Below are 18,420 nucleotides of genomic sequence, written 5' to 3'. Positions count from 1 at the left end.
CGGTTACCAGGCCTGATGACGCCAGGGCCGTTGTAGTACTTAACCTTATTTTCCAGACAAGGCCATTCGAGGATTGCCATGAGCCCGCGCACCGCAAAGAAAACCCGCTCCGTTGCACCGTCGCGCATTCGCGAAGGCTTACCCTACCCCCTCGGCGCCACCTGGGACGGCCTGGGCGTGAACTTCGCCATCTTTTCGGCGAACGCCACCAAGGTCGAGCTGTGCGTCTTCGACGCCACCGGCGAGAAAGAGCTCGAACGGATCGAGCTGCCTGAATACACCGACGAGATCTACCATGGTTACCTGCCTGACGCGCATCCGGGTCTGATCTACGGCTACCGCGTACATGGCCCTTACGAGCCGGAGAACGGCCACCGCTTCAACCCCAACAAGCTGCTGATCGACCCGTATGCCAAGCAGTTGGTCGGCGAGCTGAAATGGTCCGAGGCGCTGTTTGGCTACACCATTGGCCACCCAGACGGTGACCTGTCGTTCGACGAGCGCGACAGCGCCCCCTTCGTGCCCAAGTGCAAGGTCATCGACCCCGCATTCACCTGGGGCCGGGACAACCGTGTACAAACCCCGTGGGACCAGACCGTCGTGTACGAGGCCCACACCAAGGGCATCAGCAAGCGCCACCCGGCCGTGCCTGAGAACCTGCAAGGCACCTTCGCAGGCCTGGCCAACGACGAGCTGCTAAAGCACATCAAGGACCTGGGCGTTTCCAGCATCGAGCTGCTGCCCATCCATGCCTTCGTCAACGATCAGCACCTGCTCGACAAAGGTCTGAACAACTATTGGGGCTACAACACCATCGCGTTCTTCGCGCCGCACCCAAGCTACCTGGCCAGCGGCAAGATCGCCGAATTCAAGGAGATGGTGGCGCACCTGCACGACGCGGGCCTGGAGCTGATCCTCGATGTGGTCTACAACCACACCGCCGAAGGCAACGAGATGGGCCCGACGCTTTCCATGCGCGGCATCGACAACGCCTCGTATTACCGCCTGATGCCCGACCAGAAGCGTTACTACATCAACGACTCGGGCACCGGCAACACCTTGGACCTGAGCCATCCGTGCGTCCTGCAGCTGGTGACCGATTCGCTGCGTTACTGGGCAGGCGAGATGCATGTCGACGGCTTCCGCTTCGACCTGGCGACCATTCTGGGTCGCTACCACGAAGGCTACAGTGAGCGTCACAGCTTCCTGGTGGCCTGCCGCCAGGACCCGCTGCTGCGTCAGGTCAAGTTGATTGCCGAGCCATGGGACTGTGGCCCGGGTGGTTACCAGGTGGGCAATTTCGCACCCGGCTGGGCTGAGTGGAACGACCGCTTCCGTGACACCGTGCGCGCCTTCTGGAAGGGCGACGAGGGCCAACTGGCCGATTTCGCCGCACGCATGACCGGCTCTGGCGACATGTTCAACAACCGTGGTCGCAGGCCGTATTCGTCGGTCAACTTCATCACTGCCCACGACGGCTTCACCTTGCGCGACCTGGTGTCGTACAACGAGAAGCACAACGAGGACAACGACGAAAACAACCAGGACGGGACCAGCAATAACCTGTCCTGGAACTGCGGGGCCGAAGGCCCCACCGAAGACGCGGAAATCAATGCCCTGCGCATGCGGCAGATGCGTAACTTCTTCGCGACCCTGTTGTTTGCCCAAGGCACGCCAATGATCGTTGCCGGCGATGAATTCAGCCGCACTCAGCATGGCAACAACAATGCCTACTGCCAGGACAGCGAAATCGGTTGGGTGAACTGGGACCTGGATGAAGAAGGCCAGGCGCTGCTGACGTTCGTCAAGCGCCTGACCCGCCTGCGCCAGAAATATCCGGTGCTGCGCCGCTCCAGCTTCCTGGTGGGCGATTACAACGAGGCGATCGGCGTCAAGGACGTCACCTGGCTGGCGCCGGATGGCAACGAGATGAGCGTTGAACAGTGGGAAGACCCCAATGGTCGTTGCCTGGGCATGCTGATCGACGGCCGTGCTCAGGTCAGTGGCATTGCCCGTCCAGGTTCGGAGTCCACCGTGTTGCTGATCGTCAACGCCCACCACGACACCGTGCCGTTCAAGCTGCCAAGCGTTCCAGAGGGCGAGCACTGGAGCTGCGTGATGGATACAGACCAGCCACAACTGCGCAAACCCAAGGACCTGCCCTTCGACAGCTCATTTGACCTGACCGGGCGCTCGGTGGCTCTGATGGTGCTGCAACACACCGAAGAGTGATGGCAAACGCGGTACGTCACGCGCAACGCGTGACGTGATCGTTCCTAGCCCGTCGGGCAATCCCAGCCAGGGATTGACCGGCGGGCTTTTTCTGGTAGGTCAACCATCGCCGCTTGAGCCTGCGCCAACCACGTTCAAAACGATTGCCGGGTTGATCGACCCATGGCTGACGATGGTCAGATGATCAAGTGCGCGTAGGGTACCAAGGCCGCTCATTCAAAGAATGCTTTTCTGCCACATCGCGTCCATGACAGCCTAACAGGGCCCTGAATTCACCCGCGGGCAGGACGCCCGCGGGTGGTTGGCGATCAGACTGGCTTGAGTACCAGTATCGCCAGCGGCGGAAGGTTCAGCGTCAGCGACAAGGGCTGACCATGGCAAGGGGTCTGCTGCGTGGCGACCGCACCCATGTTGCCCACATTGGAGCCCGCATAGGCTTCAGCATCGCTGTTGAGCAGTTCCTGCCATTGTTCCCCGAACGGCACACCGATGCGGTAAGCCTCGCGCACCACCGGGGTGAAGTTGGCAACCACAAGCACCGGCTCACCCGCGCTGCTCCACCGCAGCCAGGCGAATACGCTGTTCTGCGCGTCATCCCCGATCAACCACTGGAAGCCTTCGGGCTTGCAGTCCTGCTCATGCAGGGCCGGCACGTCACGGTACAGGCGGTTCAGGTCGCCTACCAGGCGCTGTACGCCCTGGTGCTCGGGATACTGCAGCAGGTACCAGTCCAACTGGTGATCATGGTTCCATTCGCGCCACTGGCCGAACTCGCAGCCCATGAACAGCAATTTCTTGCCAGGGTGCATCCACATGAAGGCCAGGTAAGCACGCAGGTTGGCGAACTTCTGCCAGCGATCGCCCGGCATCTTGTCGATCAACGAGCGCTTGCCGTGCACCACCTCGTCATGGGAAATGGGCAGGATGAAGTGCTCAGAGTAGGCGTACACCAGGCTGAAGCTCATCTCGTTGTGGTGATGCGTACGGTGCACCGGGTCGTTCTGGATGTAGCTGAGCGAGTCATGCATCCAGCCCATGTTCCACTTGTAATGGAAGCCCAGGCCACCCTCTTCGGTTGGCTTGCTCACGCCAGGCCAGGCAGTCGATTCCTCGGCAATGATCAAGGCACCCGGCGCTTCATGCGCCGCCACGCCGTTGAGGTGGCGGATGAAGTCGATGGCTTCCAGGTTCTCACGCCCGCCGTGGCGGTTGGGTACCCACTCTCCGGCCTTACGTGAGTAGTCGCGGTACAGCATCGATGCCACGGCATCTACCCGCAGCCCGTCGATGTGGAAATGTTTGAGCCAGTGAAGCGCCGAGGCCATCATGAAACCCCGCACCTCGTTACGCCCGAGGTTGTAGATCAGCGTGTTCCAGTCCTGGTGATAGCCTTCGAACGGGTTGTCGTACTCGTAGAGGGCCGTGCCGTCAAAGCGCGCCAGGCCGTGTTCGTCCGTGGGGAAATGCGCCGGCACCCAGTCCAGGATCACGCCGATCCGGGCCTGGTGGCAGGCGTCGATAAAGGCGGCAAAGTCCTCTGCCGTGCCGTAGCGCGACGTGGGGGCGAACATCGAGAGCGGCTGGTAGCCCCACGAGCCGCCGAATGGGTGTTCCATGATCGGCAGCAGCTCGATATGAGTGAAGCCCAGCTCCTGCACGTAAGGCACCAGGCGCTCGGCCAACTCGCGCCAATTGTAGAAACGCCCCACTTCGCCGGCTTCATCCAGTTCGCAGCGCCACGACCCTGGGTGCAGCTCGTAGATGGACAATGGGGCGGTATAGGCGTGGCGCTGGGCGCGCTCGTCCATCCACTGCTGATCGCGCCATTCATGCCCAAGCGCCCCAGCCACCTTGGACGCGGTGCTGGGCGGCAACTCGGTAGCACGGGCCAACGGGTCTGCTTTGAGCGGCAGGATCCCGTCCTTGCCCAGCACCTCGAACTTGTAGGTTTCACCCACACCCAGACGTGGAATGAACAGCTCCCAGACACCGGCACCGTGGCGCAGGCGCATCGGGTGCCGACGGCCGTCCCAGTTGTTGAACTCGCCCACGACCGATACCCGGCGCGCATTGGGTGCCCAGACCGAAAAGCACACCCCATCCACCCCGTCGACCTGTGCCGGTTGGGCACCGAAGCGCCCTGCCAGGTCCCGGTGATTGCCCTCGGCGAACAGGTGCAGGTCGATGTCGCCCAGCTGCGGGCCGAAGCTGTAGGGGTCTTCCGTGACTTGCTCGCCGCCGGCCCAGTTGATGTGCAACTGATAGGGATGCGCTTCGTTCAGGTGCGCGGTGAACAGGCCAGGCAATGCACCTGGCCGCATGTCGGCCAGCACGCGCTGGTCGTCGCGCGCCAGCACGCGGGCGCCCAGGGCATTGGGCAGGTAGGCACGAATGGTCATGCCCCCTGCTGGATCGGTGTGAGGCCCCAGTACCGCAAAAGGATCGGCGTGCTCGGCGCGCGCCAGGGCATCCAGGTCCCGTTGCCCAAGCCCGCCGTTTTCACGCGTTGAAACGTTCATTCTGACTCTCCCCAGGTACTGATCAGTCCATGCAGGCCATGCAAAGGCACGGCCAGCCAGCTTGGACGATTTTCGGCTTCATAAGTTATTTCGTATGCCGCTTTTTCCAGGCAGAACAGCTCAAGTGCCGCACGCTCGCCTTCGGCTTGCTCCCAGGCGTGGGGCATGGCCGCGGTGGCCAGGCCATAAGCCTCGATGAACGCATGCCGGGACTGGTGAAGGTACTGTCGGGCCACCCGCTGCCGAGCTTGTCGCGCCGGCTCGGAAAGGTCCATCGTAGACGCGCTGCGCAGGATCATCGCAGCAGCATAGTCGAAAGAGCGCAACACACCGCTGACATCTTTGTACGGGCTGTGCTTGGCCCGGCGCTCTTCCAGTGGTCGGGACGGTTCCCCCTCGAAGTCGATCAGGTAGGCATCGCCTTGCACCACCAGCACTTGGCCCAGGTGAAGGTCGCCATGCACGCGCATCAACAGCCCACCCTGCGCCTGCCGTGCAAGTTCTGCCACGCGTTGGGCGAGCCCGTCGCGCTGCTGCTGCAAGTCATCGACCAACGCCTGGCTTTCAGGGTCGAGTTTGTCACGGTGCTGCACCAGCAGATCCAGCGCGTGGGTCAGCTCCGTGCTGATCTGCGCACTCCACCGCTCGCTGTCAGCGTCAGTGCTGGGATAAGGCGCGAAGGCCTGGTCCTCGGTAGGTGCGGCGAGCATCAGGTGCATCTCGCCCAGGCGCTGACCCAGCAAAGAAGCGAAGTCGCGCAGTTCGCTGACCGCGTCGGTATGGGGTTCGCCTTCGGCACTGGAGGGCTGCATCTGGTCGCGAATGGCGCGCTCCAAGGTGTTCTGGGACCAGGCCCAGGCATCGCCCTGATTACTCAGATAGCCCTGGGCAATCATCAACAGGTGTGGCGCGCCTTGGGCATCCTCGCGACTGACCCAGGCCAGCAACGGCGAGATATTGGCGAAGCCCGCAGCGGTGAGATAAGCGCTCATTTCAAGCTCTGGGTGAATGCCTGCGTTGACCCGCCGGATCAACTTGAGCACCACCGAATCGCCCACCACTACCGAACTGTTGGACTGCTCGGCGCTCAGGTAGCGCACCGAGCTGTCATCGCCCAGTGCCAGGCCAGCCAGCTGCTCGGTGTGATTGAAATGCAGTTCGCCCTGATCGTTCCCGCAGGTCAGGCGCACGCCCTCCTGGCAGGCCTTGAGCACCGCGCGAATGAAGGGTTCGAGGACGAAGGCATCGGTGATCAGGCCCACCTCATTGGCCCGTCGCACGCGCGACAAGGCCAACTGCTGCGGCAGAGCCGTGCTGATTTGCTCTTCGGGCAGCAAGCCGAACGGTAGCTGGTAGCGGCTGGTCACCCCGTCGCTGGTCACCTCGATTTCACTGAACAGCACGGGCATACCGGCCGTGGCCATGCGCACGCCATAGCTCAGGTCGACCTGATCGACAGGCCCTTCCTTACCCGCGAACCAGCGTCGCTTGGGCAAATACTGGGGCAGGATGGTGGACTGCAAGGCGTCGCGTGAAGGCGACTCGAGCAGCTCTTCAAGACGTTTGCGTAGCACTAATGTGGTCAATTCCGGTAACCCCTCAGTAGGCTGGTTGTGCCAGCTGGGCATGCGGTCGTGGGCAGCCAGCACGAACCAGTAGAAGCCATAAGGCGGCAAGGTCAGCAGGAACGGCAACTGCCCGATGGGCGGGAAGGCGCTGCCGCCGATCATTTCCACGGGGACCTTGTCGGCGTACTGGGACAAATCCAGTTCCGCAGCCTGGGCCGCCCGGGACACGTTGGCGACACAGAGAATCACCTCGGTGTGGCCATCGGCGTCGGTGAATTCCCGGATGTAGGCAAGGATGCGTCGGTTGCTGGGTGTCAGCGTGCGCAGCGTGCCACGGCCGAAGGCTTTTTGCTGCTTGCGCACGGCGAGCAGGCGACGAGTCCAGTTCAGCAATGAATGAGGATCGTGGCTCTGTGCTTCGACGTTGACCGTCTGGTAGCCATAGAGCGGGTCCATGATCGGTGGCAGCACCAGCCGCTGCGGGTCGGCCCGGGAGAACCCGCCGTTGCGGTCAGGCGACCACTGCATGGGCGTGCGCACGCCGTCGCGATCGCCCAGGTAGATGTTGTCGCCCATGCCCAGCTCATCGCCGTAGTACAGCGTTGGCGTACCTGGCATCGAGAGCAGCAGGCTGGTGAGCAGCTCGATCCTGCGCCGGTCGCGTTGCAGCAGCGGCGCCAGGCGGCGCCGGATGCCTAGGTTGATCCGGGCGCGGCGGTCCTCGGCGTAGTAGTTCCAGAGGTAGTCGCGCTCACGGTCGGTGACCATCTCCAGGGTCAGCTCATCGTGGTTGCGCAGGAAGATGGCCCACTGGCAGTTGGCCGGAATCTCCGGGGTCTGGCGCAGGATGTCGGTGATGGGAAAGCGATCTTCCATGGCAAGCGCCATGTACATGCGTGGCATCAGCGGAAAATGGAACGCCATGTGGCATTCGTCCCCGTCGCCTTCGCCAAAGTAAGGGCGGGTATCCTCCGGCCACTGGTTGGCCTCGGCGAGCAACATGCGATCAGGGTAATTGGCATCGATCTCGGCCCGGATCGCCTTGAGCACATCATGGGTTTCGGGCAGGTTCTCGTTGTTGGTACCGTCGCGCTCGATCAGGTACGGGATGGCGTCAAGCCGCAAGCCATCGACACCCAGGTCCAGCCAGAAGCGCATCACGCCGATCACGGCCTTGAGCACCTGCGGATTGTCGAAATTCAAATCCGGCTGATGGGAGTAGAAGCGGTGCCAGAAGTACTGGCCTGCCACCGGGTCCCAGGTCCAGTTGGATTTCTCGGTATCGAGGAAGATGATGCGGGTGCCGTCGTACTTGTGGTCGTCATCGGACCACACGTAGAAGTCGCGGGCCTTGCTGCCACGCTTGGCATGGCGGGCACGTTGAAACCACGGATGCTGGTCGCTGGTGTGGTTGATGACCAGTTCGGTGATCACCCGCAGCCCGCGTTTGTGCGCCTCGGCAATGAAGCGGCGGGCGTCGGCAAGGGTGCCGTAGTCTGGATGCACTGCCTTGTACTCGGCGATATCGTAGCCGTCGTCGCGTCGGGGCGAGGGATAGAACGGCAGCAGCCACAAGGTGTTGACGCCCAGGTCGGCGATGTAGTCGAGCTTGCTGATCAACCCGGCGAAGTCACCGATACCGTCATTGTTGGCATCGAAGAACGACTTGATGTGCAACTGGTAAATCACCGCATCCTTGTACCACAGCGGGTCGTCAATGAAGGCTGCCGGGCGGGTACGCTTGGCCATGTACCATTCCTCTGAATGCTTGATCGGTAAAAAACCGTCAGAGAGCAGGCGGGCCCGCTCTCCGCCAGGCTCAGCTGACTTTACTGATTCGCCAGATACCGAAAGGCTGGTGCCAAGGCTCGATGCGCATGAACTGGGTCTTGCCGTACCACGACCAGCGATGACCGTTCATCAGGTCCTCGCCGTGCGTCTCGGCACCGTCATCAAGACCCAGCTCCCACAATGGCAGTTCGAAATGGGCTTCCTGGGCATTATGCGGGTCGAGGCTGACGGCGATGAGGATGTAATTGTCACGCGCAGGCGTGCGCTTGGCGAAATACAGAATGTTGTCGTTCCAGCAATTGAGCAGCGTCAGGCCCAGGTGGCTCTGCAAGGCCGGGTTCTGCCGGCGGATACGGTTGAGCTGGGCGATCTCGGCAATGATGTTGCCAGGCTGGGTGAAGTCACGCGGGCGGATTTCGTACTTCTCCGAGTCCAGGTACTCTTCCTTGCCCGGCAGCCCTGCCGCTTCGCACAACTCGAACCCCGAATACATACCCCACAAGCCCGACCCCATGGTGGCTAGCGCGGCCCGGATGAGGAAGCCTGCGCGGCCGTTCTGCTGGAGGAAGAACGGGTTGATGTCTGGGGTGTTGACGAAGAAGTTCGGCCGGTAGCACTGGCTCCATGGGGGCTGGTTGAGCGTTTCGAAATACTCGCTCAGCTCCTGCTTGGTGTTGCGCCAGGTGAAGTAGGTGTAGCTCTGCGCATAGCCGACCTTGCCCAAGCGCGCCATCATGGCGGGCTTGGTGAACGCCTCGGCCAGGAACAACACGTCCGGGAATTGGCTGCGTACATTGGCGATCAGCCACTGCCAGAACGGCAGGGGTTTGGTATGCGGGTTGTCCACCCGGAACGTCTTCACGCCCTCCTCCACCCAACCGATGATCACATCGCGCAGTGCAATCCACAGCCCAGGTACGGCGTCGGGTGCGTAGAAATCGACGTTGACGATGTCCTGGTACTTTTTCGGCGGGTTCTCGGCGTAGCGGATGGTCCCGTCCGGGCGCCAGCTAAACCAGCCTGGATGCGCTTGGAGCCAAGGGTGGTCCTGGGAGCATTGGATGGCGAAGTCCAGGGCGATTTCCAGACCATGCTGGGCTGCGGCCGACACCAAGCGGCGGAAATCTTCACGCGTGCCGAGTTCGGGGTGGATCGCATCGTGCCCACCGTCGGCACTGCCAATTGCGTAAGGGCTGCCAGGGTCGCCCGGCTGTGCCTGCAAAGCATTGTTCCGGCCCTTTCTATGCTGCATGCCGATGGGGTGGATGGGCGGGAAATACAACACGTCGAAGCCCATGTCGCGAATCATCGGCAGGCGCTGGTGCACATCGTTGAAGGTACCGTAGCGCTGGGGATCATCGGTGATCGAACGGGGGAACAGCTCATACCAGCTGGCGAATTGCGCGGCCGGGCGGTCCACATCCAGCGGGTAGTCGCAACTGCGAGTCAGGTAGCTGCGGTGCTCGGCGGCAGCCATCATCTGCGACGCCTCGGCGCCCAGCAGCAGGGCCACTTGTTCGTCCTCGGGCAGCGTCTGCAAGGTGCTTTGCAGCGCCTGTAATTGCTCGCGCAGAGCGCCGCTGCTCAATTCGATGCCCTTGCCCAGCAGCAAACGCCCTTCCTCAAGCTCAAGCTTTACGCCGACACCGGCATTGAACTTCTTCTCCAGGTCGTAGCAGTACGTGGCATACGGATCGATCCAGGCTTCGATGCTGAACACATGCGGCCCGATTTCAGTCGGGGTGAATTCTGCCAGCCACAGGTCATTGCCAGGCGAGGTCATGGGCACACAATGAATGCGTCGGCTACCGGCCTGACGCCAGTTCAACACCACGGCCATGCGGTCATGGCCGTCAGTGAATACTTTGGTGCTGACCGAAACCGGCTGATTGCTGATGGCCTTGGCGGCAAAGGCGCCGCCATCTAGCACCGGCTGGGTGTCCTCGATGGCGATACGCGGTGCCATCAAGGCCTGGGACAGGCTGATGACCTGCTCCGGATGATCGTTTGCCGTGGGCACGCTTTCGAAGGGCTCGTTCAAAGACATCAGGCCTTGCTCCCTGGGACTGGTGGCGGTAAGGGTTGAGAGCGCGGCGACCGAGTCTGGGTTCAAAAATGAATTGATTCACGGCACCAGCGGTCGAACGCTGCAGGACAGGTTCACTCAACCCCACGAGGCATGGCCATGACGCTCCCAACGCCCCCGGAAACGCCCGATCCGAACATTGACGATCCCAACCTCCCGCCCCCGGAGCCTGAGCGTGATCCGGATGAGCTGCCGATTCAGCCGACGGTTCCGCCAACCGTGGGTGATCCACCCAGCCAGGAACCCCCGATAAAGGCGGGCGACTGAAGTCGAAAACTGTCAGTTTTGCCAGTGGCGCATCGGCCGCGTTGTTCCGATCATGAGTCACCTTTGTGATTCAGGAGTTACGGATATGACGCTTGACGGTATGAGCCACAGCGAGCGAAATGAATACGAAGCCTATGTCATCGAGTGTCTCCAGGAGGCAGGCATCAAGGATCCTAATCCTGCGACAGTTCTGAAGACACTCGATAAGGACGCCTTCAGGCGCGCCATTGGCCAGATGAAGGACGATTTCGATTTCGGTTTCAAGCCTGAGTCGATAACATCTGTCGCTCAACTGGCCGAGGCAATTTGGCGAGCATCGCAATCGAGGTGAGGGATCACCCCTGGGGCACATCACTGAAGGATCTAGGTGATCTGCCCCAGTTCCGCCATGCTGATTTCTCGCATTTTGAACTTCTGCACCTTGCCCGTCACCGTCATGGGAAATTCATCGACGAAGCGAATATGGCGGGGCACCTTGTAGTGGGCTATACGGGACTTGCACCAGGCCTGCAGTGCCTCTGCAGTAGCCTGGTGACCCGGATGCAGCTTGATCCAGGCGACGATGTCCTCGCCATAGCGGCTGCACGGGATACCAATGACCTGGGCATCGGCCACCGCCGGGTGGGTATAGAAGAACTCCTCTATTTCACGTGGGTAGATGTTCTCGCCACCGCGAATGATCATGTCCTTGTTGCGCCCGACGATACGCACATACCCCGCCTCGTCCATCACCGCCAGGTCACCGGTGTGCATCCATCCGGCCGCGTCGATGGCGCTGGCTGTCGCCTGGGGGTTATCCCAGTAACCCAGCATCACGCTGTAGCCGCGCGTGCACAGCTCACCGGTCTGACCGCGTGCAACCGTGCCGCCCTGCGGGTCGATGATCTTGCTTTCCAGCTGCGGCTGGGTACGGCCCACTGTGGTGACGCGCAGTTCCAGCACGTCATCCGGCCCGGTTTGCAAAGACACCGGGCTGGTTTCGGTCATGCCATAGGCGATCTGCACCTGGGCCATGTGCATCTGGTCGATGACCCTGCGCATCACCTCGATCGGGCAAGTGGCGCCTGCCATGATGCCGCTGCGCAAGGACGACAGGTCCACGTGCTGGCGAGCCGGATGGTCGAGCATGGCAATGAACATGGTGGGCACGCCGTACAGAATGGTGCCACGTTCCTCGGCCACGGCGCGCAAGGCCAACTCGGCATCGAAGGCGTCGCTTGGGTAGATCATGGTAGTGCCATGGGTGATGCAGCCCAGGTTGCCCATGACCATACCGAAACAGTGGTACAGGGGCACCGGGATCACCATGCGGTCGCGTTCAGTCAAGCCCAGGCTGGCGCCGACCATGAAGCCGTTGTTCAGGATGTTGTAATGGCTGAGGGTAGCGCCCTTGGGCGCGCCAGTGGTGCCGGAGGTGTACTGAATGTTCACCGGTTGGTCGAAATGAAGGCTGTTCTGCCGGGCGGCGCACGCCTCGCGGCTGACGGACGCGCCCCAAGTGGCCAGTGCCTCCCACGGCAGGAAGCCAACAGGCGGGTCGTTGGCCAGGCTTATCACCCCGCGCAAGGCAGGCAGCGAGGCACTGGTGACCTGACCGGGTGCGGCGGTAGCCAATTCGGGCACCAAGGCCTGGATCATGGCGTGGTAATCGGAATGCTTGAACGCATCGGCACAGACCAGCCAACTGCACCCTGACTGGCGCAGCACATATTCAAGCTCGCCCACACGGTAAGCCGGGTTGACGTTGACCAGGATGGCACCCAACTTGGCGGTTGCCACCTGGAGAATGCACCATTGCGCGCAGTTGGGTGACCAGATGCCCACGCGGTCACCGGTTTCGATCCCAAGGGCCATCAGCGCTCGAGCACACGACTCAACCTGCTCTGCCAGTTGCCGCCAGCTGTAGCGCAGGCGCTGGTGCCGAGCCACCAACGCTTCCTGCTCGTGCAGGCGCGCTACTGTCGCGTCGAAGGCCTGGCCGATGGTTTGGGTAAGCAAAGGGCGATCCTGGCGACCGCGGGTATAGCTGGGTTGAGTCATGTGCGTCCCTTCTTTTGATTGTTCTGGATAGGGGCCAAGCGCGCGCCAATCACTTTGGCTCAGATTTACGTTTACGTAAAGGTGATGGATAAATTGACAAAAAAGCAGGCGCAGGTTTACGTTTACGTAAAGGTGATAGGCAGCAACGCACGTTGTCGGCGTCAGCCGCCTACCCAGGTAAGCTTGCCGCTAGCGGCGTAATCCCATTTCAAGAACAACAAGGTGCCCCCGCATGCATTACCCCAGCCTGAACTTCGCCCTGGGCGAGACCATCGACATGCTTCGCGACCAGGTGCGCACCTTCGCCGCCGCCGAGCTCGCCCCTCGCGCCGCGCAGATCGACCACGACAACCTGTTCCCTGCCGACATGTGGCGCAAATTCGGCGACATGGGCCTGCTCGGCATCACCGTGCCGGAAGAATACGGTGGCGCAGGCCTGGGTTATCTCGCCCACGTGGTGGCGATGGAGGAGATCAGCCGCGCCTCGGCCTCGGTCGCGCTGTCCTACGGCGCCCACTCCAATTTGTGCGTCAACCAGATCAACCGTAACGGCACGCCCGCGCAAAAGGCCAAATACCTGCCCAAGCTGGTCAGCGGCGAGCACGTCGGCGCCCTGGCAATGAGCGAACCCAATGCCGGGTCGGACGTGGTGTCGATGAAACTGCGCGCCGACAAGCGCGGCGACCACTATGTGCTCAACGGCAGCAAGACGTGGATCACCAACGGACCCGATGCCAACACCTACGTCATCTACGCCAAGACCGATCTGGAAAAGGGCCCCCATGGCATCACTGCGTTCATCGTCGAGCGCGAGTGGGCAGGCTTTAGCCGCAGCAACAAGTTCGACAAACTGGGCATGCGTGGCTCGAACACCTGCGAGCTGTTCTTCGATGACGTGCACGTGCCCCAGGACAACATCCTCGGTCAACTCAATGGCGGCGTGCGGGTGTTGATGAGCGGCCTGGACTACGAGCGCGTGGTGCTATCCGGCGGCCCGACCGGCATCATGCAGAGTTGCATGGACCTGGTGGTGCCGTACATTCATGATCGCAAGCAGTTCGGGCAGAGCATCGGCGAGTTCCAGCTGATCCAGGGCAAGGTCGCCGACATGTACACCCAGCTCAATGCCAGCCGCGCCTACCTGTATGCCGTGGCCCAGGCCTGCGACCGCGGCGAGACAACGCGCAAGGATGCGGCCGGGGTGATTCTCTACACCGCCGAGCGCGCCACGCAGATGGCCTTGGAAGCGATCCAGATTCTCGGCGGTAACGGCTACATCAACGAATTCCCCGCAGGTCGCTTGTTGCGCGATGCCAAGCTGTACGAAATCGGCGCCGGCACCAGCGAAATTCGCCGAATGCTGATCGGCCGCGAGTTGTTCAACGAGACCCGCTGAACGCGCTGGCGCCACGGCAGGCTCATCACGCCAGCCGTGGCCACACTGGCCAACCTTGCAGGGCCGCGCCAAGGGCGCGCCACTGCACCAGGAGTCATGATGATTCTGAAATCCCAAGTGAACCCCAGGTCACCCGAATTCGCCCAGTGCCAGGCGGCCATGCAGGCCCAGGTGGACAACCTGCGTGAACTGCTTGCCCAGGTAGCCCAAGGCGGCGGCGCCAAGGCGCAGGAGCGGCACACCTCGCGAGGCAAACTGTTGCCCCGCGAGCGAATCGACCGTCTGCTCGATGCCGGTTCTGCCTTTCTCGAGATCGGCCAGTTGGCTGCACACCAGGTCTATGGCGAAGACGTTCCGGCAGCCGGCCTGATCGCCGGGATCGGGCGCGTGGAAGGCGTGGAATGCATGATCGTGGCCAACGACGCCACGGTCAAAGGTGGCTCCTATTACCCGTTGACGGTGAAAAAGCACCTGCGAGCGCAGACCATCGCCTTGCAGAACCGCCTCCCATGCATCTACCTGGTGGATTCGGGCGGCGCCAACTTGCCGCGTCAGGACGAGGTGTTTCCCGACCGTGAACACTTCGGGCGGATTTTCTTCAACCAGGCCAACATGAGCGCACTGGGCATCGCCCAGATTGCCGTGGTAATGGGGTCATGCACCGCAGGCGGCGCCTATGTGCCAGCGATGGCGGACGAGGCGATCATGGTGCGCCAGCAGGCCACCATCTTCCTGGCCGGTCCACCGCTGGTGAAGGCTGCCACGGGCGAGGTGGTGAGTGCCGAGGCGCTGGGCGGCGCCGATGTACATTGCCGTACCAGCGGTGTAGCCGACCATTACGCCGACAATGACGAGCATGCCCTGGCGCTGGCCAGGCGCTGCGTGGCCAATCTCAACTGGCGCAAGCTCGGCGCCGTGCAATGCATGCCACCGGTTGCGCCCTTGTATCCAGCGCAAGAGCTCTACGGCGTGATTCCGGCTGACGCCAAGCAGCCTTTCGATGTACGCGAAGTCATCGCACGGCTGGTCGATGGCTCGGTCTTCGATGAATTCAAGGCCCTGTTCGGAACGACCCTGGTGTGCGGTTTCGCTCACCTGCACGGCTACCCGATCGCCATCCTGGCCAATAACGGCATCCTGTTTGCCGAGGCTGCGCAAAAAGGCGCGCACTTCATCGAACTGGCTTGCCAGCGCGGTATCCCGTTGCTGTTCCTGCAGAACATCACGGGGTTCATGGTGGGCAAGAAGTACGAAGAAGGCGGCATCGCCAAGCATGGCGCCAAGTTGGTCACAGCCGTGGCCTGCGCGCAGGTGCCCAAGTTCACGGTCATCATTGGCGGCAGTTTCGGTGCCGGTAACTACGGCATGTGCGGGCGCGCCTACGACCCGCGCTTTCTCTGGATGTGGCCCAATGCGCGCATCGGGGTGATGGGCGCCGAACAGGCTGCCGGCGTGCTGGTGCAGGTCAAGCGCGAGCAGAGCGAGCGCAGCGGCGAGCCGTTTGGCGCCGAGGACGAGGCCAGGCTCAGGCAGCCGATCCTCGATCAGTACGAGCATCAGGGCCACCCGTACTATTCCAGCGCCCGCCTGTGGGATGACGGCGTCATCGACCCGGCGCAGACCCGCGATGTTCTGGGCCTGGCCTTGTCCGCTGCGCTGAACGCACCGATCGAACCGAGCCGCTTCGGCATATTCAGGATGTGATCCCATGAGCGATTTCACTACGGTAGAAGTGAGCCACGACCCACGTGGCTTCGCCACCTTGTGGCTCAGCCGCGAGGACAAGCACAACGCCTTCAATGCCTTGATGATCCGCGAGCTGAACATTGCCCTGGGGCAGCTGGCCGATGACGCGGGCATACGCTTCGTGTTGCTGCGCGGGCGGGGGCGGCATTTCAGTGCCGGGGCCGACCTTGCGTGGATGCAGCAGTCGGCGCAGCTGGACTTCAACACCAACCTGGATGACGCACGCGAGCTGGGCGAGTTGATGTATGCACTGCACCGCATCAAGGTGCCGACCTTGGCGGTGGTTCAGGGCGCCGCATTCGGCGGTGCCCTGGGCCTGATCAGTTGCTGCGACATGGCCATTGGCGCCGAAGACGCCCAGCTGTGCCTGTCGGAGGTACGCATTGGCCTGGCGCCGGCGGTCATCAGCCCCTTCGTGGTCAAGGCCATCGGCGAGCGCGCAGCCCGCCGTTATGCACTTACGGCAGAGCGCTTCAGCGGGGCGCAGGCACAGGCGCTTGGGTTGTTGGCCGAGGTGTACCCGGCCAGCCAATTGGAGGCCAACGTGGGTCAGTGGGTTGAAACCCTTTTGGCCAACAGCCCCCAGGCGATGCGCGCGACCAAGGAGCTGCTGCGCGAGGTCGATGGCGGTGCCTTGAGCCCCAGCCTGCGTCGTTATTGTGAGAACGCCATCGCGCGCATTCGTGTAAGCGCCGAGGGCCAGGAAGGCCTGCGGGCGTTTCTGGAAAAACGCCAACCTGCCTGGCAAGCCGATGCGAACAAGGAGCCACGCCCATGAACCGCCCGCCATTGACAACGTTGCTGGTGGCCAACCGCGGCGAAATCGCCTGCAGGGTGATGCGCACCGCCAAGGCCATGGGCCTGACCACGGTGGCCGTGCACAGCGCCATCGACCGTAATGCCCGGCACAGCCGCGAAGCCGATGTGTGCGTGGACCTGGGTGGCAACAAGGCGGCAGACAGTTACCTGCAAATCGACAAGCTGGTGGCGGCGGCCAAGGCCAGCGGTGCCCAGGCCATTCACCCGGGCTATGGCTTTCTTTCGGAAAACGCAGACTTTGCCCGCGCAGTCGAAGCCGCTGGCTTGATGTTTCTGGGCCCGCCAGCGTCAGCCATCGACGCCATGGGCAGCAAGTCGGCAGCCAAGGCCTTGATGGAGGCCGCAGGCGTGCCGCTGGTGCCGGGCTATCACGGCCAGGCACAGGACCTGGAGACCTTCAGGCAAGCCGCCCGGCACGTGGGCTACCCGGTCTTGCTCAAGGCCAGCGCCGGGGGTGGTGGCAAGGGCATGAAGGTGGTCGAGGACGAAAGCCAATTGGCCGACGCCCTGGCGTCGGCGCAACGCGAAGCCCTGTCATCATTTGGCGATGCGCGGATGCTGGTGGAAAAGTACGTCTTGAAGCCGCGCCATGTGGAGATCCAGATTTTCGCCGATCGCCACGGTCACTGTCTGTACCTCAACGAGCGCGACTGCTCGATCCAGCGCCGTCATCAGAAGGTGGTCGAGGAAGCCCCTGCCCCAGGCCTTTCGGCAAATCTGCGCCGCGCCATGGGCGAGGCGGCAGTACGGGCGGCCCAAGCGATTGGCTATGTTGGGGCCGGCACCGTGGAGTTCTTGCTCGACGCCCGTGGCGAGTTCTTTTTCATGGAAATGAACACGCGCCTGCAAGTGGAGCATCCCGTCACCGAGGCCATCACCGGCCTGGACTTGGTGGCCTGGCAGATTCGTGTGGCCTGCGGTGAGCCCCTGCCCATCACTCAGGACCAGGTCCCGCTCAACGGTCATGCCATCGAAGTGCGGCTGTACGCCGAAGACCCTGCCAATGACTTCTTGCCGGCCACTGGCACCCTGACGCTGTACCGGGAACCGGCTTGCGGTGCAGGCCGGCGCGTGGACAGCGGTGTGAGCGAAGGCGATACGGTGTCGCCCTTCTACGACCCGATGCTGGGCAAACTGATCGCCTGGGGCGAAGACCGGGAACAGGCTCGCCTGCGTTTGCTGGCCATGCTGGATGAGTTCGCGGTAGGCGGTGTCAAAACCAACATCGCCTTCCTTCGACGCATCCTGGCCCATCCTGCATTCGCAGCAGCCGAGCTGGATACCGGCTTCATCCCGCGTCATCAGGATGTGCTGTTGCCCACCGCGCAGGCCTTGTCGGATGAGGGCTGGGAAGCTGCAGCCCAGGCGTGGTTGCAAAGCGAACCGCCCCGCACACGTTTGGATGACCCCCACTCCCCATGGGCCCAACGAGACGGGCTGCGCCTGGGGGCGGGCACCTCGACGACTGTGCATCTGACCCGCAACGGCCATGATCAGGTCATTACGCTCAACCAGACGTCCCAAGGCCTGTGGGGCCTGCAAGGCGATTGGCTGATGCGGGAGCAGTCAGGCCTGCGCACTCGCCACCTGGCCATTCGCAGAGGCGCCAGCCTGTATCTGCACTGGGACGGAGAGCTCCACACCTTCGAGGCATTCGACCCGGTTACCGAAGCGGCCATCGACCTTGCCCACCAAGGCGGCCTGACCGCTCCCATGAACGGCAGCATCGTGCGAGTCTTGGTAGAGGTAGGCCAGGCGGTAGAAGCGGGTGCGCCGCTGGTGGTGCTGGAAGCCATGAAAATGGAGCACAGCATTCGGGCCCCCAAGGCCACCACGGTCAAAGCCTTGTTGTGCCAGGAAGGCGACATGGTCAGCGAAGGGGCAGCATTGGTCGAGCTGGAATCTTGAGCGCCTCGGGGTCGCGGTGCCCGACGGCCTGCGGCCCTTGCCTCACCG

11 protein-coding genes are annotated in these 18,420 nt (G+C 62.5%); 7 read left to right on the top strand and 4 right to left on the bottom strand.

Going from position 1 to position 18,420, the window contains the following annotated elements; all coding sequences use genetic code 11:
- Nucleotides 1-78: 78 nt before the first annotated feature.
- Nucleotides 79-2,232 carry a glycogen debranching protein GlgX gene (glgX, locus tag B2Y33_RS08330; RefSeq protein ID WP_206405412.1) on the top strand — a complete coding sequence of 718 codons (2,154 nt, stop codon included), beginning with the start codon at nucleotides 79-81 and terminating at the stop codon, nucleotides 2,230-2,232.
- 308 nt (nucleotides 2,233-2,540) lie between these two features.
- Here the strand turns inward: glgX and glgB are convergent, their stop codons facing one another.
- The 3 genes from glgB to B2Y33_RS08315 all read right to left on the bottom strand — a co-directional run bounded on the left by glgB (nucleotide 2,541) and on the right by B2Y33_RS08315 (nucleotide 10,157).
- Entirely contained in the window at nucleotides 2,541-4,751 is a 2,211-nt protein-coding gene (glgB, locus tag B2Y33_RS08325; RefSeq protein ID WP_028686553.1) for a 1,4-alpha-glucan branching protein GlgB, read from the bottom strand.
- Nucleotides 4,748-8,068: a maltose alpha-D-glucosyltransferase gene (gene treS, locus B2Y33_RS08320; protein WP_088523350.1), complete on the bottom strand. Its 3,321-nt coding sequence runs from the start codon at nucleotides 8,066-8,068 to the stop codon at nucleotides 4,748-4,750. Before treS ends, glgB begins: the two co-directional genes overlap by 4 nt.
- A 70-nt stretch (nucleotides 8,069-8,138) precedes the next feature.
- Nucleotides 8,139-10,157, bottom strand: coding sequence for an alpha-1,4-glucan--maltose-1-phosphate maltosyltransferase (locus B2Y33_RS08315; RefSeq protein ID WP_288632829.1), 2,019 nt, complete (start codon nucleotides 10,155-10,157; stop codon nucleotides 8,139-8,141).
- Nucleotides 10,158-10,295: 138 nt separating this feature from the next.
- On the opposite strand from B2Y33_RS08315, the gene B2Y33_RS08310 reads away from it, so the two are divergent.
- Together B2Y33_RS08310 and B2Y33_RS08305 are read left to right on the top strand one after the other, a co-directional pair.
- Nucleotides 10,296-10,463, top strand: coding sequence for a hypothetical protein (locus B2Y33_RS08310; protein WP_178102867.1), 168 nt, complete (start codon nucleotides 10,296-10,298; stop codon nucleotides 10,461-10,463).
- An 85-nt stretch (nucleotides 10,464-10,548) separates the two neighbouring features.
- A complete protein-coding gene (locus B2Y33_RS08305; protein ID WP_088523351.1) occupies nucleotides 10,549-10,794 on the top strand; it encodes a hypothetical protein in 246 nt (81 codons plus the stop codon).
- Nucleotides 10,795-10,826: 32 nt separating this feature from the next.
- Here B2Y33_RS08305 and B2Y33_RS08300 read toward each other — a convergent pair whose 3' ends face one another.
- Nucleotides 10,827-12,503: an AMP-binding protein gene (locus B2Y33_RS08300; RefSeq protein WP_206405414.1), complete on the bottom strand. Its 1,677-nt coding sequence runs from the start codon at nucleotides 12,501-12,503 to the stop codon at nucleotides 10,827-10,829.
- A gap of 232 nt (nucleotides 12,504-12,735) precedes the next feature.
- On the opposite strand from B2Y33_RS08300, the gene B2Y33_RS08295 reads away from it, so the two are divergent.
- From B2Y33_RS08295 to B2Y33_RS08280, 4 genes are all read left to right on the top strand, one after another.
- Nucleotides 12,736-13,899: an isovaleryl-CoA dehydrogenase gene (locus B2Y33_RS08295; protein WP_023534776.1), complete on the top strand. Its 1,164-nt coding sequence runs from the start codon at nucleotides 12,736-12,738 to the stop codon at nucleotides 13,897-13,899.
- A gap of 96 nt (nucleotides 13,900-13,995) precedes the next feature.
- Nucleotides 13,996-15,603, top strand: a complete 1,608-nt coding sequence (locus B2Y33_RS08290) for a carboxyl transferase domain-containing protein (RefSeq protein WP_027916225.1) — start codon at nucleotides 13,996-13,998, stop codon at nucleotides 15,601-15,603.
- A 4-nt stretch (nucleotides 15,604-15,607) separates the two neighbouring features.
- Complete coding sequence (locus tag B2Y33_RS08285) at nucleotides 15,608-16,423, top strand: gamma-carboxygeranoyl-CoA hydratase (RefSeq protein WP_049695747.1); 816 nt, start codon at nucleotides 15,608-15,610, stop codon at nucleotides 16,421-16,423.
- Complete coding sequence (locus B2Y33_RS08280) at nucleotides 16,420-18,372, top strand: acetyl/propionyl/methylcrotonyl-CoA carboxylase subunit alpha (protein ID WP_088523354.1); 1,953 nt, start codon at nucleotides 16,420-16,422, stop codon at nucleotides 18,370-18,372. Before B2Y33_RS08285 ends, B2Y33_RS08280 begins: the two co-directional genes overlap by 4 nt.
- Nucleotides 18,373-18,420: the final 48 nt, after the last annotated feature.

The organism is Pseudomonas sp. UBA5666 (assembly GCF_002420785.1).
Lineage (GTDB): Bacteria > Pseudomonadota > Gammaproteobacteria > Pseudomonadales > Pseudomonadaceae > Aquipseudomonas > Aquipseudomonas fulva.
The sequence above is the reverse complement of the archived record's forward strand: the minus strand, read 5'-3'. Positions and strand labels throughout refer to the sequence as shown.

Excerpts from the sequence above, each read along its gene's own strand:
- glgX (WP_206405412.1), top strand. The coding sequence starts at position 79 with ATGAGCCCGCGCACCGCAAAGAAAACCCGCTCCGTTGCACCGTCGCGC.
- glgB (WP_028686553.1), bottom strand. The coding sequence starts at position 4,751 with ATGAACGTTTCAACGCGTGAAAACGGCGGGCTTGGGCAACGGGACCTG.
- treS (WP_088523350.1), bottom strand. The coding sequence starts at position 8,068 with ATGGCCAAGCGTACCCGCCCGGCAGCCTTCATTGACGACCCGCTGTGG.
- B2Y33_RS08315 (WP_288632829.1), bottom strand. The coding sequence starts at position 10,157 with ATGTCTTTGAACGAGCCCTTCGAAAGCGTGCCCACGGCAAACGATCAT.
- B2Y33_RS08310 (WP_178102867.1), top strand. The coding sequence starts at position 10,296 with ATGACGCTCCCAACGCCCCCGGAAACGCCCGATCCGAACATTGACGAT.
- B2Y33_RS08305 (WP_088523351.1), top strand. The coding sequence starts at position 10,549 with ATGACGCTTGACGGTATGAGCCACAGCGAGCGAAATGAATACGAAGCC.
- B2Y33_RS08300 (WP_206405414.1), bottom strand. The coding sequence starts at position 12,503 with ATGACTCAACCCAGCTATACCCGCGGTCGCCAGGATCGCCCTTTGCTT.
- B2Y33_RS08295 (WP_023534776.1), top strand. The coding sequence starts at position 12,736 with ATGCATTACCCCAGCCTGAACTTCGCCCTGGGCGAGACCATCGACATG.
- B2Y33_RS08290 (WP_027916225.1), top strand. The coding sequence starts at position 13,996 with ATGATGATTCTGAAATCCCAAGTGAACCCCAGGTCACCCGAATTCGCC.
- B2Y33_RS08285 (WP_049695747.1), top strand. The coding sequence starts at position 15,608 with ATGAGCGATTTCACTACGGTAGAAGTGAGCCACGACCCACGTGGCTTC.
- B2Y33_RS08280 (WP_088523354.1), top strand. The coding sequence starts at position 16,420 with ATGAACCGCCCGCCATTGACAACGTTGCTGGTGGCCAACCGCGGCGAA.